At 60.2% G+C, this 13,205-nt stretch carries 13 protein-coding genes; 5 read left to right on the top strand and 8 right to left on the bottom strand.

Annotation, left to right across the window (positions count from 1 at the left end):
- Positions 1–149 precede the first annotated feature (149 nt).
- The 4 genes from ACESNB_RS16925 (at position 150) to ACESNB_RS16910 (ending at position 4,295) form a co-directional block, all read left to right on the top strand.
- A complete protein-coding gene (locus tag ACESNB_RS16925; protein ID WP_373009469.1) occupies positions 150–1,160 on the top strand; it encodes a flagellar biosynthesis protein FlhF-like protein in 1,011 nt (336 codons plus the stop codon).
- A 4-nt stretch (positions 1,161–1,164) separates the two neighbouring features.
- The gene (locus ACESNB_RS16920; protein ID WP_373009467.1) at positions 1,165–2,004 is read left to right on the top strand and encodes an AAA family ATPase; all 840 of its coding nucleotides are present in this window, start codon (positions 1,165–1,167) and stop codon (positions 2,002–2,004) included.
- Positions 2,005–2,139: 135 nt separating this feature from the next.
- Positions 2,140–2,850 carry a response regulator transcription factor CtrA gene (gene ctrA, locus ACESNB_RS16915; protein ID WP_373009465.1) on the top strand — a complete coding sequence of 237 codons (711 nt, stop codon included), beginning with the start codon at positions 2,140–2,142 and terminating at the stop codon, positions 2,848–2,850.
- A 170-nt stretch (positions 2,851–3,020) separates the two neighbouring features.
- Positions 3,021–4,295 (top strand): patatin-like phospholipase family protein, encoded by a 1,275-nt coding sequence (locus tag ACESNB_RS16910; protein ID WP_373009463.1) that lies wholly within the window; start codon positions 3,021–3,023, stop codon positions 4,293–4,295.
- A gap of 3 nt (positions 4,296–4,298) precedes the next feature.
- Here ACESNB_RS16910 and selD read toward each other — a convergent pair whose 3' ends face one another.
- Positions 4,299–5,351, bottom strand: coding sequence for a selenide, water dikinase SelD (gene selD, locus ACESNB_RS16905; protein ID WP_373009461.1), 1,053 nt, complete (start codon positions 5,349–5,351; stop codon positions 4,299–4,301).
- A 78-nt stretch (positions 5,352–5,429) separates the two neighbouring features.
- Here selD and mnmH point away from each other — a divergent pair, with 78 nt between their 5' ends.
- Positions 5,430–6,482 carry a tRNA 2-selenouridine(34) synthase MnmH gene (mnmH, locus tag ACESNB_RS16900; protein ID WP_373009459.1) on the top strand — a complete coding sequence of 351 codons (1,053 nt, stop codon included), beginning with the start codon at positions 5,430–5,432 and terminating at the stop codon, positions 6,480–6,482.
- Here mnmH and rnhA read toward each other — a convergent pair.
- The 7 genes from rnhA to map all read right to left on the bottom strand — a co-directional run bounded on the left by rnhA (position 6,479) and on the right by map (position 13,200).
- Positions 6,479–6,922, bottom strand: a complete 444-nt coding sequence (rnhA, locus tag ACESNB_RS16895) for a ribonuclease HI (protein WP_373009457.1) — start codon at positions 6,920–6,922, stop codon at positions 6,479–6,481. The genes mnmH and rnhA overlap by 4 nt on opposite strands.
- A gap of 41 nt (positions 6,923–6,963) precedes the next feature.
- On the bottom strand, positions 6,964–7,488 hold the full coding sequence (locus ACESNB_RS16890) for a hypothetical protein (protein WP_373009455.1): 525 nt from the start codon (positions 7,486–7,488) through the stop codon (positions 6,964–6,966).
- A 56-nt stretch (positions 7,489–7,544) separates the two neighbouring features.
- Positions 7,545–8,531, bottom strand: coding sequence for a homoserine kinase (locus ACESNB_RS16885; RefSeq protein WP_373009453.1), 987 nt, complete (start codon positions 8,529–8,531; stop codon positions 7,545–7,547).
- A gap of 9 nt (positions 8,532–8,540) precedes the next feature.
- Positions 8,541–10,019, bottom strand: a complete 1,479-nt coding sequence (locus tag ACESNB_RS16880) for a spinster family MFS transporter (protein WP_373009451.1) — start codon at positions 10,017–10,019, stop codon at positions 8,541–8,543.
- 63 nt (positions 10,020–10,082) lie between these two features.
- Entirely contained in the window at positions 10,083–11,570 is a 1,488-nt protein-coding gene (locus tag ACESNB_RS16875) for a spinster family MFS transporter (RefSeq protein WP_373009449.1), read from the bottom strand.
- A gap of 98 nt (positions 11,571–11,668) precedes the next feature.
- On the bottom strand, positions 11,669–12,382 hold the full coding sequence (radC, locus tag ACESNB_RS16870; RefSeq protein WP_373009524.1) for a DNA repair protein RadC: 714 nt from the start codon (positions 12,380–12,382) through the stop codon (positions 11,669–11,671).
- Positions 12,379–13,200 (bottom strand): type I methionyl aminopeptidase, encoded by an 822-nt coding sequence (map, locus tag ACESNB_RS16865; RefSeq protein WP_373009447.1) that lies wholly within the window; start codon positions 13,198–13,200, stop codon positions 12,379–12,381. Before map ends, radC begins: the two co-directional genes overlap by 4 nt.
- Between the last annotated feature and the right edge of the window lie 5 nt (positions 13,201–13,205).

Here is a 13,205-nt window from a genome sequence, read left to right as displayed (position 1 = left end):
TGAATCTACTGTCATGTTATTCAAACCCTAACGCCTAAAAGGAAGTTGTTAACCTTTTCGAGTGTTAACTGATCATTCAAAATGAACCGACTTGTCACGTGGTAAGGGCTGCGCGGGAAGGTCCAAATGTTTACGAGGATGCCGCCCATATGCGCATGAAGATGTTTGCAGCCGAGTCCTTCGAGGCCGCCAAGGCAATGATATTCGCCGAAATGGGGTCTGACGCTGTTATCCTTTCAGAACGGGAGATCGATGGTGGCGTGGAAGTGCGCGCGGCCACCGACAAGATGGGGGGCGGCATGGTGCCGAACGAACCCTTGTTCCTGCGTGAGGCACGTGGCAACAATCATGGCCGCGGCATCGAAAACCCTCTCTTCAGCCGGGTGCGCGACGCTCTGCTCTGGCATGGTGCCCCGCAGCGGTTCGCTGACCGCGTGGCCGCAGAGAGCGCTGGCCGCTCTGGTATCCAGCACACCGATCCGGAAGATGCCATCGCCGAGGGCGTCTCGCGCCTCGTCGCATGTGATCCCATTCTTCCGCGCCTTGATCGCGACATCGTTCTTGTCGGACCTCCGGGACATGGCCGCACGGCAACAGCCGCAAAGCTGACCCGCCGCGCATCGGTTGCGCGTGCTGAAATCATGCCTGTCGCCGCTGATCTTGACGGCACGGCGGGTGGCTATCAGCTCGCCGCCTATCTCGAACTCGAGCAAGACCAGATCCGCGTCGCCCGGACGCCGGAGGATTTGTTCGGTACGCTCAGAACATTGCGCAACGAAAATCGCCGCTGCGTCATCGACCTGCCCGCCATCAACCCGTTTGACGATGATGACATGGCCAGCCTTCAGGACCTGATAGCCGTGATCCGTGCCGAGCCAGTGCTCGTCATGTCGGCCGAAGGACATCCCGAAGACCAGGCCGAGGCGGCCAAGTCTTTCGCACGGGCTGGCGTCAAGCGCGCCATCCTGACCAAGCTGGACGTTGTCCGACGTCGCGGCGGCGCGATTGCCGCGCTGTCGTCCGCTGGCATTGCCTTCTCGCATCTGGCCGTGACGCCGTTTATCGGTGGCGGCCTCGTTCCGGCCGCGCCGTCGCGCCTGGCCGCCTTGTTAATGGAAGACGCCCCCGGCGATGTTATCGCCATGAAAGGAGCCGCGTAGCCCTATGAGTTTCATGCTTCGAAAATCTCAGGATCGTCCGCAAGCGCGCCCGACACCGCGTGTCGCTCCTGCATCCGTCATCGCAGTTGCCAGTGGCAAGGGCGGGGTCGGCAAAACCTTCGTGGCGATCACACTCGCCAGTGCCTTTGCGCAGGCTGGTAAGCGGACCTTGCTGGTCGACGGCGACCTTGGTCTCGCCAATGTCGACGTTCAGCTCGGTATTGCTCCGGAAACGGATCTCGCGGCTGTTGTTGCTGGGTGGGTCGAGCTTGACGATGCCGTGACGCCAGTTGACGGCGGTGCCGGCGGCGGTGGCTTTGACGTGTTGCCCGGCCGGTCCGGTTCTGGTGCTCTTGCGGAACTGCCGCCGGAAGAAGTGGCACGTCTCGCTGCGGGGCTTTCCGCACTCGCCCTGCAATATGACCAGGTCGTGCTCGATCTTGGTGCCGGTATCGAAGCCAACTGCATGCGGCTTGCCCGCGCAGCGGACAAGGCATTGATGGTGATCACCGATGAACCGACATCGATGACCGACGCCTATGCCTTCATCAAGGTCTTGCGCGGATATGCACCCAACGTTGAACCCGTGATTTGTATCAACCAGGCGGATACGCGTGCTGCAGGCCAGCGCACGTATGAAGCGATTGCGCGAGCCTGCCAGACTTTCCTCGGATTTCGTCCACATCTTGCCGGCATCGTCATGCGCGATCCGAAGGTGCGGGATGCCATCCGGTGTCAGAAGACGCTGATCTCCACAGACCAGCAAGCACAGCCGATCCAGGACGTGATCGCCATCTCTCAGATGCTGACAGGCAATGCCCAAGCGGCAGAGCTTGGCTATTAATCAGTGTGAATAAATTGGAATTATTTGAGGCAGGGCCTACACGCCGTTAACCTTAGTTAAAGAAACAGCCTGTAGGATTCACAAGGTTAAACAAAGCGACTAGGTTGGTCGCGAGAATGATTCGGGAGACGAGCCATGCGCGTCCTATTAATTGAAGACGATAGCGCTGTAGCGCGTTCCATCGAACTGATGCTGAAAGCCGCTGGCTTTACTATCTATACAACAGATCTCGGAGAAGAGGGCGTCGACCTCGGCAAGGTCTACGAGTACGACATGATCGTGCTCGACCTGTCGCTGCCAGACATCTCCGGCTATGAAGTGCTTAAACAGCTGCGCATGGGCCGTGTCAACACGCCTGTGATGATCCTTTCGGGCAACCCGGACATCGAAGCCAAGGTGAAGACACTCGGCTACGGCGCCGATGATTATCTCACCAAGCCGTTCAACAAGGACGAGCTCATTGCGCGGATCACTGCCATTGTGCGCCGTTCGAAGGGCCACGCCGAAAGCGTTATCCGTACCGGCGATATCCTGGTCAATCTCGATGCCAAGACCGTCGAAGTGGATGAAGAACGCGTCCATCTGACCGGCAAGGAATACCAGATGTTCGAGCTGCTTTCCCTGCGCAAGGGCACGACGCTCACCAAGGAAATGTTCCTGAACCACCTTTATGGCGGCATGGATGAACCGGAACTCAAGATCATCGACGTGTTCATCTGCAAGCTCCGCAAGAAATTGCAGCAGGCTTGCGGAAACCACTATATCGAGACTGTCTGGGGCCGAGGCTATGTGCTGCGCGATCCGCGCCCAAGCTCGCGCGTCAACGAAGTCGAAGAAGCCGCCTGAGGCTCGACGACAGACAGAATTCTGGAAAGCCCGGCCACAAGGCCGGGTTTTTTTTGTGCCCGGCGCAAAAACGTGCTCCGGAAGACATGGAAAGACGTCAAATGGCAGATGCAGGCGTCCAGTGCCTCGCAGTATGAGATCGTCGCCATTACCTTGTCCTGGAGCGGGTAATGGCGTGGATATTTTACGGACCGGATAACGATATGATGTTCATCAAGCCAGCAATCCTCTTTTTTGCCGCGCTCGCGCTCGGGGGCTGCGTTACGCTGGTGCGGGGAGACGCCCCGGTCCTCGATCTCTCCCAGCACGCCTATATCGCCGGCTTTGCGCCGGACGTGCGCATGTCCGGCTCGGACAATGCGGAATTCCTGGCGCGCACGGGCAGCACGATTGAGCGCCTTCAGGCCCGTTCCGGTGACGATGCCATCGATATTCTCGCACTGTCGGGTGGCGGTGCCGGTGGTGCATTCGGTGCCGGCGCCATCGTTGGGTTGACCTATTCGGGCAAGCGGCCCGAGTTCGAAATCGTGACGGGTGTCAGCACGGGTGCCCTGATCGCGCCTTTCGCCTTTCTCGGTCCGGAATGGGACGACGAACTGACCGACGCCTATACGGGTGGCATGAGCGCCGGCATCGTCGGTCGCCCCGGTATCGGCACGATGTTCCGGGTCGGGGTGTTCGACGACGCATCGCTGCGCAGCCTTATCGATCATTTCGTCACCAGGGAACTTGTCGATGCGGTCGCGACGGAAGCGACCGACGGGCGTATGCTGCTTGTCGCAACGACCAATCTCGACAGCGAGGAGACGGTGATCTGGGATATGGGCGCCATCGCCCGTCGCGGCGGCGAACCGGCACGAAAACTGTTCGTGAATGTGCTCGTCGCATCGTCCAGCGTACCAGGGGTTTTCCCACCGGTCATGTTCGATGTCGACGCGGCCAGCGGGACCTATCAGGAAATGCATGTCGACGGCGGTACGACGGTGCCCTTTTTCATCGCGCCTCATGCGGCTTTCGTTACCGAAGAAGAAGTGGCCGCTCTGAAGGATGTGAACATCTACGTCATTATCAATGGCCAGCTCGGAACCCTACCGCGGGCGACGCCGGTGAGCACGGTTCCGATTACGATGCGGGGCTTTTCCGTGGTGCTCATGCATATGGCCCGTACCGAACTGGCGCTGACTGCGTCCTTTGCGTCGCAGCACGGCATGAAACTCAAATTTGCGAGTATTCCGGTGGCCATGCGCTTTGCCGGATCGCTTGATTTTGAAACCGCGAGCATGCGGAACCTGTTCAGTTTTGCACAGGCCTGCGCCGCCAACGACCTTCTGTGGCTCGACGTCAAGGACGCGCTCGTCCAGGCCAGCTCAACGGACAGCGCCGAAACAGATTGTGGCAATGGCGCGTTGCCCCCGGAGGCAGCATCTCAGATGGCGACGGAATAGGCGTCAGACGACGCGCACACCGGCTTTGGTGGCTTCCATGCGTCCGACAACAGCAGCGCCTACGTGTCCGTGACTCGCGAATACGCCGAGCACCCGTTCAACCGCCTCGGGCGCACACGACACCAGCAGCCCCCCGCTTGTCTGCGGATCGCAGAGGATGTCGAGCTCAGCATCGGACAGCGCACGATCGAGACTGACAGACTCTTTCACCGAGTCCCAGTTGCGGCCCGAAGCGCCCGTTTTGACTCCCGCCTCGGCCAGTCGACGCGCGCCTGCGAACACCGGCACCAGTTCCGTTTCAATCACACCGCCCACGCCTGCGCCACGGCACATCTCCGACAGGTGCCCGAGAAATCCGAATCCCGTCACGTCCGTCGCGGCATGTACGCCTTCCATGCCTGCCAGATCAATGCCCGGCGTGTTCAGGCGCGTGGTCGAGGCAATCATCTCGGCATAGTCCGCATCCTCGATGATTCCGCGCTTCAGCGCCGCGCTGTAGATGCCCACGCCAAGCGGTTTGCCGAGGATCAGCACGTCACCAGCCATTGCGCCGGAATTGAGTAGCAACTTGTCTGGATGCACCAGGCCCATTGCGACAAGACCGTAAATTGGCTCAGCGGCATCGATCGAATGTCCGCCTGCAATCGGTGCGCCTGCCGCTTCCGCTACAGATTGCCCGCCTGCGAGGATGGCCCGGATAGTTTCGTTCGAAATTTTGCCAATCGGCATGCCGACGATGGCCAGCGAGAAAATGGGTGTCGCGCCCATCGCAAACACGTCAGACAGGGCATTCGTGGCCGCAATGCGTCCGAACGTGTGCGGGTCATCGACGATGGGGGTGAAGAAATCCGTCGTCGCCACAAGCGCCGTCGTGTCATTCATGCGGTACACAGCTGCGTCATCGCTGGTCGCCGCATCGACAATCAGGTTTGCGTTTCCTAGCGCCAGCGGCATCTCGCTCAAGATATCGGCCAGCACGTTGGGTGCGAGCTTGCAGCCGCACCCGCCACCATGGGCGAGGGAGGTCAGCGGTGGCTCTGTCTTCGTATCGGGCATGGTGTGTCCTTGTCTGCCTGACGGGCTTAACGCGCCCGCCTCTGGCGAGGCAATCAAAACCTGCTAAGCGTGCATGCAATGCCTTATCTTGAGACCGTTACAGACCTTGGCCCGGAAACCCTGTTGCGCTTCGATGCCATCATCGACGTGCGCTCGCCCGCCGAGTTCGCCGACGACCACATGCCAGGCGCGATCAACCTGCCCTTGCTGAGCAATGCCGAACGGGCCAAAGTCGGCACGATCTACAAGCAGGAAAGTCCGTTTCAGGCGAATCGAATTGGCGGTGCCATCGTCGCGAGGAACATTGCTGAGCATCTGGAAACAGCCCTGGCGGACATGCCGCGTGGCTGGCGCCCGCTTGTCTATTGCTGGCGGGGCGGCATGCGCTCGAACGCGATGGCGACGATCCTCTCGTCAGTTGGCTGGCCGGTTGGTCTCGTCAAAGGCGGTTACAAGACCTGGCGGCGCGACGTGGTTCAGGGGCTCGACGTCGACACGGCCCCCTTGCCGATCATCCTGATTGACGGGCCGACAGGCAGCGCCAAGACCGCAATCCTGCAAGCCATCGCGGAGCAGGGCGGGCAGGTGATCGACCTTGAAGGCCTTGCCAATCATCGCGGCTCGGCCTTTGGCGGATTTGACGATCTGCCACAGCCAGCCCAGCGTCTTTTCGAAACGGAAATATGGGACCGGCTGCGCCGGTTTAACCTGTCGCGCCCCGTCTATGTCGAGGCTGAATCCGCGCGCGTGGGCGTTCGCCGCGTGCCCCGTCGACTATGGCACGAGATGCTGGCTGCGCCGCGCATCGAGATCCACGTGCCCGCGTCTGTTCGCAGCGCGTTCCTTGTCTCGGCCTATGGCGATGCCGTCAGCGATCGCGATAGCGTTGCCCGGTCGCTGGATCTGCTCAAGCCGTTTCATTCGAAAGAGACGCTGAGTGAATGGCAAGCGCTGGCAGATTCGGGCGACCACCGCAAACTCGCCGAGGTCCTGATGCTGGAGCACTATGATCCGCTCTATGCGCGCAGTCGCAAGCGGCGCGAGGACAAGCCCGTTCTGGTAGTCCCGCTTGCGGGATTGTCGCCGGACGACATTGCTGGCGCGGCGAAAGCCATTCTCGAAGGCGCCTAGCGCCCGCGCGCCTGGTCCGTGCCCATCCGCGCGAGTTCGTCGGCCCGTTCGTTGCCTGGGTCGCCGTCGTGTCCCTTGACCCATTTCCAGGTAATGTCATGGCGTTGGCAGGCTTCGTCGAGCGCTTGCCAAAGGTCCTGATTCTTGACCGGCTTCTTGGCTGCCGTCTTCCAGCCATTGCGCTTCCAGCCATTGATCCATTTGGTCAGGCCGTCCTTCACATAGGTGGAGTCAACATGGAGGGTGATTTTCGACGGCTGTTTGATGGCGTTGAGAGCCTCGATGGCCGCCATCATTTCCATCCGATTGTTCGTCGTCTGCTTTTCGCCGCCGAACAATTCCTTGCGATTTTCGCCCGCGATGAGGAGCGCGCCCCAGCCGCCAGGCCCGGGATTGCCACTGCAGGCGCCATCCGTCCAGATTTCGATCAGATCAGTCATGGGTGTCAGGTGATGGGCTTTGCCGGATGCGTCAAGACAGGTCAGAACACGCTGATGTCGACATCTCGCAATTGCTCGTCAGGGCCCACGATCATGTAGAACAGGAATCCGCAGCCGATGCCGGACAGCGCGCCGACACTTGCGCCGGAAAGCAGGGCACCAGCGCCCGTTGCAAGCCCAGCGACCGACATTCCAAAGAAGCACGTCGTTCCGCCGACAAGGATTGGGCCCAAGATCGCCGCCCATCTCAAGTACGGTCGCCGCGCAGCAATTCCGCGGTGCGGCATCCGCCCGATCGACAGGCCAAGCGCGATCCAGGCGGCCGGCACCGTGATGAGGAAGAGGAAGAAGTTCATGGCCGATAATTGCAGGCCCGTCGCAATACCCCCTGCAAAACCGGTATCAAACATGCCGACCCGGTCAAGTCCGATGAGACTTTGTACCAGCAAGGCTAGTGCAAGACCGACCCCCCCGATCAGGAAGACGCCAAGGCAGGCCGCGAGCGCGCTGAGGAACAAGGGCCAGCTTGAGCCGCTTGATATGAGTCCGCCGCAATGGATCTTCATAGGCGGGTGTCAGGGGGGCTCTGGGCTCTCCAGTCATGGTCGGCCCTGCTTTGCTGCTAGGCGCCATATCCGGCGGCGCTGGTCACCTTGCGATGAAAGGCGAGGCGTCCGGCATATTCGAGGGGATTCTTGGGCTTTACGAGGGCGCCTTCGGGCGTATCAGTCCAGTCGACGAGGCGGGTAAGGAAAAAGCGGAGCGCCGCGCCGCGCGCCAGGACGGGCAGGGCGTCACGCTCGGCGGTTTCCAGCGGGCGTATGCTTTCGTAGCCGGCGATGAGGGATGCGCCCTTGGAGAAATTGTATTGCAGGCCGGAAGCTTCGCTGGCGCTGCCATCCTCGAAGGCCCAGGCATTGAGGCAGACGGCGAGATCGTACGCGAGCGCGTCCGTGCAGGCGAAATAGAAATCTATGGCGCCGGAAAAATCGTCCTCGAGGAAGAAGGCGTTGTCCGGGAACAGGTCCGCGTGGATCGTCCCGCGGGGAAGGAGGAGTGTGTCAGGATCAGCCTGTGCGATGGCGGCAAGGTCTGCGGAGACGAGCGCTGCCAGTCCGTCCTGCAAGGCGTCAGCGCCCGTTTCCCGGCCCTGCCAGAGGCGCGGCCATGACGCCGGGCCCAGCGCATTTTCGCGCGTCATGGCGAAGTCTGAGAGGGCCACATGCATTCGGCCGAGGCCTTCTCCCAGTCCACGGCACTGGGCGATATTGGGGCGACGGGGCGAAAGGCCCTCGAGAAAGGAAATGATCACGGCGTGGCGACCTTCCAGCATACGCAGGGCGGCGCCGTCCTTTCCGATGATCGGCTCGGGGCAGGGATAGCCCTTGGCGGCCAGATGCTGTTTCAAACCGATGAAATAGGGCAGGTCATCTGCCTTCACCCGCCTCTCGAACAGGGTCAGTATATAGCGGCCCGTCGTGGTCTCGAGGTAATAGTTCGAGTTCTCCACGCCCTCGGCTATGCCCTTGAAAGCCAAGGGCTTGCCGAGATCGTACTCAGCTAGGAACGCGGCCAGAGCCTCGTCGGAAACCTGCGTATAAACAGCCATCAGGCCGGATTAGCTGCCCTTGGCGAGCATGTCACGCACCAAGGTCTTGCCCGCCAACAGGTAGTGGAGTGCTGCCCAAGCATAGCCGCAGCTGAAGATCAGGATGGACCATTGCAGGCCTTTGGCATTGGCGCTGGAGCAGGCGGCCAGTTCGTCGGCGTTCAGTTCCGCAACCGCCTTGCAGGCATCCAGCGTCAGGCCGAGATCGGCCCCGGACAGGGCGACCGTCTTGAGGAAGGATGACAGGATGCCGATGACGGGAGGGCCGAGGCCATAGCCGAGCAGGTTGACCACGAATAGTGTGATTGCCACGGATGTCGCACGCATCCGGCTGTCGACGACACCGCCGGCCACGGCATACATCGGGCCGAGGTAGAAATAGTGGATCATCGCCGCGATCATCAGCGGTGGCATCGCGACCCAGAGATTGTCGGCCGAATAGCCGAACAGGTAGAAGGGCACCGACAGCAGCATGCCCAGCGCGGGGATCCAGGAGAGCGCTGTCGGATGGCGCTTGGCCACCTTGTCAGCCAGGAAGCCGGAGGTGAATACGCCGATGGCTGCCATCAGTCCGAGAATAATGCCGAACAACAGGGCCGCCTGTTGAATTGTCAGGCCATGCGTTCGAATCAGGAAGGATGTGGTGAACTGGCCAACGCCGTAGCCGACAAAGGAAGCGATCGTCGCACCGATCGTGATGTGCCAATAGGTGGGTTTGCTCAGGAGAACTTTGAAAGCGTCAGTGAAACCTGCCATCGCCATGCCTTGCAGGGCAACGGGATCTGAATGGCCGCGCGCCGGTTCCTTGACCGTCAGTTTGACGATCAGGGAAATCAGTAAACCGGGCAGGCCAACGATGACAAAGGCGATGCGCCAGCCTTCGATCTGGCTCCAGTCCACGGCGTTGACCGCGAAGGTCCAGCCCCATGCGCGGAACAGTGCCTCGGCATTGTCGCCGGTGATATTGCCCGCAATGAAGCCACCAAAGATAGCGGCGAACATGCCACCGAGTGGCACCCCAAGCGCGTAGATGGACACAGCCGTGGAGCGGTTGCGGGGGTCATAATAGTCGGCGATCAGCGAATTGGCTGGGGGCGTGCAGCCGGCTTCACCGATGCTGACACCGACGCGGAACAGGAACAGCATCAGGAACGAGGTCGCAAAGCCACACAGCGCCGTCATCAGGCTCCACAGGAACACGGCACCCGCGATGATCCAGACGCGATTGTAGCGTTCCGCGAAACGCGCGATGGGAATGCCTAGGAACGTGTAGAGCACAGCGAAGGCCGGGCCGCCGAGCAGGCCCATTTGCCAGTCTTCCAAGCCGAACGATGCCTTGATCGGCTCGGTAAGGATATTGATGATAGTGCGGTCGATAAAGTTGAAGATGTAGACGATCAGCAGCGCGCCGAGAACGAAGGACCGATAGCCCTTTGTGCCATAGCCGGAGTTGGGCGCTGCGATGGTTGCGGCGGTCGGTGTCGTCATTTCAAGTCTCCGAAATCGGTCATATTGATCGTGTCAGCGTGTCGGGTGAGCCATATTTTAGCATCAACCAAGTTCAGCGACGAAATCCTGCTTTAGCGTGCGAGCGGACATCAGGAAGCAGCCAGCGGCAACAATGAACCAGCATACAGTAATGGACACTGACTGCTTCAGGCCTTCCGATGTTGCTTTGGCGCAAACAGCCAGTTGTTCTACAGACTTCTCCAGTCCCTTATCCAGGCACATCGCCTGTGTGAGGTCCGGCATGCTGGACGCGGCCAAATGCTGGGTCATCAGATAGTCGCTTACCATCCCCACGAATTGCGGCCCGATACCGTTGCCGATGATCGAAACGATGATCAGCAGGACCGCAATTGCCGTGGCCCGAGACTGGCTTGAAACAACGCCCTGTCCGATATTGTATTGGGCGCCGAGATACGCGTAATGGCTGACTGCCGCGATGGACCAGAAAATGAAGACCATTGTCAGGTTCGAAGAATAGAACGCAGCAATATATGCGGGCACGGCGATGAGGAGTCCGATGGCTGGAATCCAAGCGACGGCGGTTTTTGACCAAGACGTGAGCTTTTCAGTAAGGAAGCCACCAAAAAATGTTCCGGCTGCGGCGAGAGCAGCAAGGGGCGCGCCGTAATGGACGGCTGCCTCTCCGTTTGTCAGGCCGTGCTCGCGGACCAGGAACGGGATCTGAAAAGTGAACAATCCGTAGCCGACAAAGGCGACCAGCGACGCTCCGGCTGTCATCCACCAGAAGCTCGGCTTGCTATAGAGTTCCTTCAGCGTTTCCCGGAGGTTTGCTTTTTCTACAGGTGTTGCTTGCGGAGGATCCGAGTAGCCGCGGGGCGGTTCCTTGATCGTGAATAGCAAGAGAGCGGCAATCAGAATTCCCGGAACGCCGATGACGACAAACGCGATCCGCCATCCTTCTACGCTTGACCAATCGATTCCGCGGAACATGCCCCCTAATCCGATCGAACCCAGCCAGTTGCCAAAGGTTGCACCTTCCATATCGGAGATCGGCCCGGCGAAGAGGTTTGCCAGAACGCCACCAATCGTGACACCCATCGAGTATATGCCAAGCGCAGTGGCGCGACTGCGAGCCTGAAAATAGTCGCCGATTATGGAGTTGGCGGGCGGCGTACAGCCGGCCTCACCTACGGCGACGCCAACGCGGAAGATCAGAAGCGTCCAGAAACCTGCTGCAAACCCGCACAGGGCAGTCATGATCGACCACAATATGATGCATGCCGCGATTATCCTGACTCGGTTTGAACGGTCTGCCATCATTGCGATTGGCAAGCCCATCACCGCATAAAACAGCGCGAAAGGCCAACCGGCCAAGATACCGAACTGCCCGTCGCTCAATCCGAATGATTCTTTGATGGGCTGTGCTAGAACGCCCATCAAATTTCTGTCGATAAAATTCAACGTGTAAACGGCCATGAGCACCAAAAGCACATAGGTGCGATAGCTCTTGGTTCCGTAGCCGGTGATGTGACCTTGCGAAGCGGTGTTACTCGCAGTGGTGTCGGTCATGCGCTGTCAGCCTCCCTGAAAGTGTCGCACTCTGACGGCGCGTTTTCTATTTCGACACGGTAGCGGCCTACCGACCATCCGCAAGCCTTATCGTCGCGTTATGGTAAGATCAGGCCCGCCGTCCGGAAACTCGTTACGCCGCCGGTTCCGGCGATCAGGTGGTCGTGAACCGTGATCCCCAAAGGGTAGAGTACATTGATGATCTCGCGGGTCATGTCGATATCCGCGCGCGAAGGGGTCGTGTCGCCGGAGGGGTGATTGTGGACCAGGATCAGGCTGGACGCCTGAAGCTCAAGGGCCCGCCGGGCGATCTCGCGAGGATAGACGGGCGCATGGTCAACCGTGCCGTGCCCCAGCACTTCATCAGCGATGAGTTGGTTCTTGCGGTCGAGGAACAGGGCCCGGAACTGTTCGCGGCCTTCATGCTGCAATTCCTTGCGGACATAGGACATCAGCGCCGACCAGGACGAGATGGCGGGGCGTTTCCTTATCTCTTCGCGGGATGCACGCGATTGCAATTCGGCGATCGCCTTGAGATAGGCGTCCACCGTTTCACCGATGCCGTCGATCTTGACGAGATCGGTGGAGGGTGCCGCCAGCACGCCCGACAGGCTGCCGAACCGCGTCATCAGCGCTTTGGCGATGGGCTTGACGTTTCGGCGGGGAATGAACGCCATGAGGATGACTTCCAACACATCATAATCTTCCAGCGCGCCGGCGCCGCGTTTCAGCAATTTTCCGCGCAGGCGTTCGCGATGGCCTTGCCAATGGGGTTTGGGGTCGGCTGGCCGTCGCCCCCCGGCATGGCCTATTGCTTGACCGTGTGGGGCGTGTGCAGGCCCTTCGGCGACTGGGTGAAGATTTCGAACCCGGTCTCCGTCACACCAATCGAGTGCTCGAACTGGGCCGACAATTGGCGGTCCCGTGTCACGGCGGTCCAGCCATCCGGCAGGATGGCAGCATCCTTGCGACCGATATTCAGCATCGGTTCAACGGTGAAGAACATGCCGGGCTTCAGTTCCGGGCCCGTGCCATAGGCGGACGAATGAACAACATTCGGCTCGTCATGGAAAAGGCGGCCCAAGCCATGCCCGCAGAAATCCTCAACGACTGACATCCGGTTGAGATGGGCGATTTCGGAGATGGCACCGCCAATGTCGCCGAAACGTGCGCCGGGCTTCACGGCGTTGATACCGGCCATCATGGCTTCATAGGTCACGTCCATCAGGCGTTCGGCTTTCCGCTTCACACCGCCGACGGCATACATGCGCGAATGGTCGCCGTGCCAGCCATCGAGAATGCAAGTCACGTCGATATTGGCGATGTCACCTTCCTTTAGCGGTTTCGCGCCCGGAATGCCGTGGCAGATCACATGGTTCACCGAGATGCAGGAGGCGTGGCGGTAGCCGCGATAGCCGATCGTCGCGGATTGGGCGCCGTGATCGAGGACGAATTCGCGCACGAGGTCGTCGAGATGCTTCGTGGTGACGCCCGGTTTGACCTCACCAACCAACATGTCGAGGCATTCGGCCACCTGGCGGCCCGCCTTGCGCATGCCTTCAAAACCTTCCGCATCATGGATGCGGATTTCGCCAGTGCGCATGGGCAGGAGAGCTGTTATATCGTTCATGGATC

This window comes from Hyphomonas sp. (assembly GCF_041689225.1).
Taxonomy (GTDB): Bacteria; Pseudomonadota; Alphaproteobacteria; order Caulobacterales; family Hyphomonadaceae; genus Hyphomonas.
Note: the sequence above shows the minus strand (reverse complement) of the source record. Positions and strands in the feature narration are given on the sequence as shown.

Coding starts and splice junctions, on each gene's coding strand:
- ACESNB_RS16925 (WP_373009469.1), top strand. CDS start 150: ATGCGCATGAAGATGTTTGCAGCCGAGTCCTTCGAGGCCGCCAAGGCA.
- ACESNB_RS16920 (WP_373009467.1), top strand. CDS start 1,165: ATGAGTTTCATGCTTCGAAAATCTCAGGATCGTCCGCAAGCGCGCCCG.
- ctrA (WP_373009465.1), top strand. CDS start 2,140: ATGCGCGTCCTATTAATTGAAGACGATAGCGCTGTAGCGCGTTCCATC.
- ACESNB_RS16910 (WP_373009463.1), top strand. CDS start 3,021: ATGGCGTGGATATTTTACGGACCGGATAACGATATGATGTTCATCAAG.
- selD (WP_373009461.1), bottom strand. CDS start 5,351: ATGCCCGATACGAAGACAGAGCCACCGCTGACCTCCCTCGCCCATGGT.
- mnmH (WP_373009459.1), top strand. CDS start 5,430: ATGCCTTATCTTGAGACCGTTACAGACCTTGGCCCGGAAACCCTGTTG.
- rnhA (WP_373009457.1), bottom strand. CDS start 6,922: ATGACTGATCTGATCGAAATCTGGACGGATGGCGCCTGCAGTGGCAAT.
- ACESNB_RS16890 (WP_373009455.1), bottom strand. CDS start 7,488: ATGAAGATCCATTGCGGCGGACTCATATCAAGCGGCTCAAGCTGGCCC.
- ACESNB_RS16885 (WP_373009453.1), bottom strand. CDS start 8,531: ATGGCTGTTTATACGCAGGTTTCCGACGAGGCTCTGGCCGCGTTCCTA.
- ACESNB_RS16880 (WP_373009451.1), bottom strand. CDS start 10,019: ATGACGACACCGACCGCCGCAACCATCGCAGCGCCCAACTCCGGCTAT.
- ACESNB_RS16875 (WP_373009449.1), bottom strand. CDS start 11,570: ATGACCGACACCACTGCGAGTAACACCGCTTCGCAAGGTCACATCACC.
- map (WP_373009447.1), bottom strand. CDS start 13,200: ATGAACGATATAACAGCTCTCCTGCCCATGCGCACTGGCGAAATCCGC.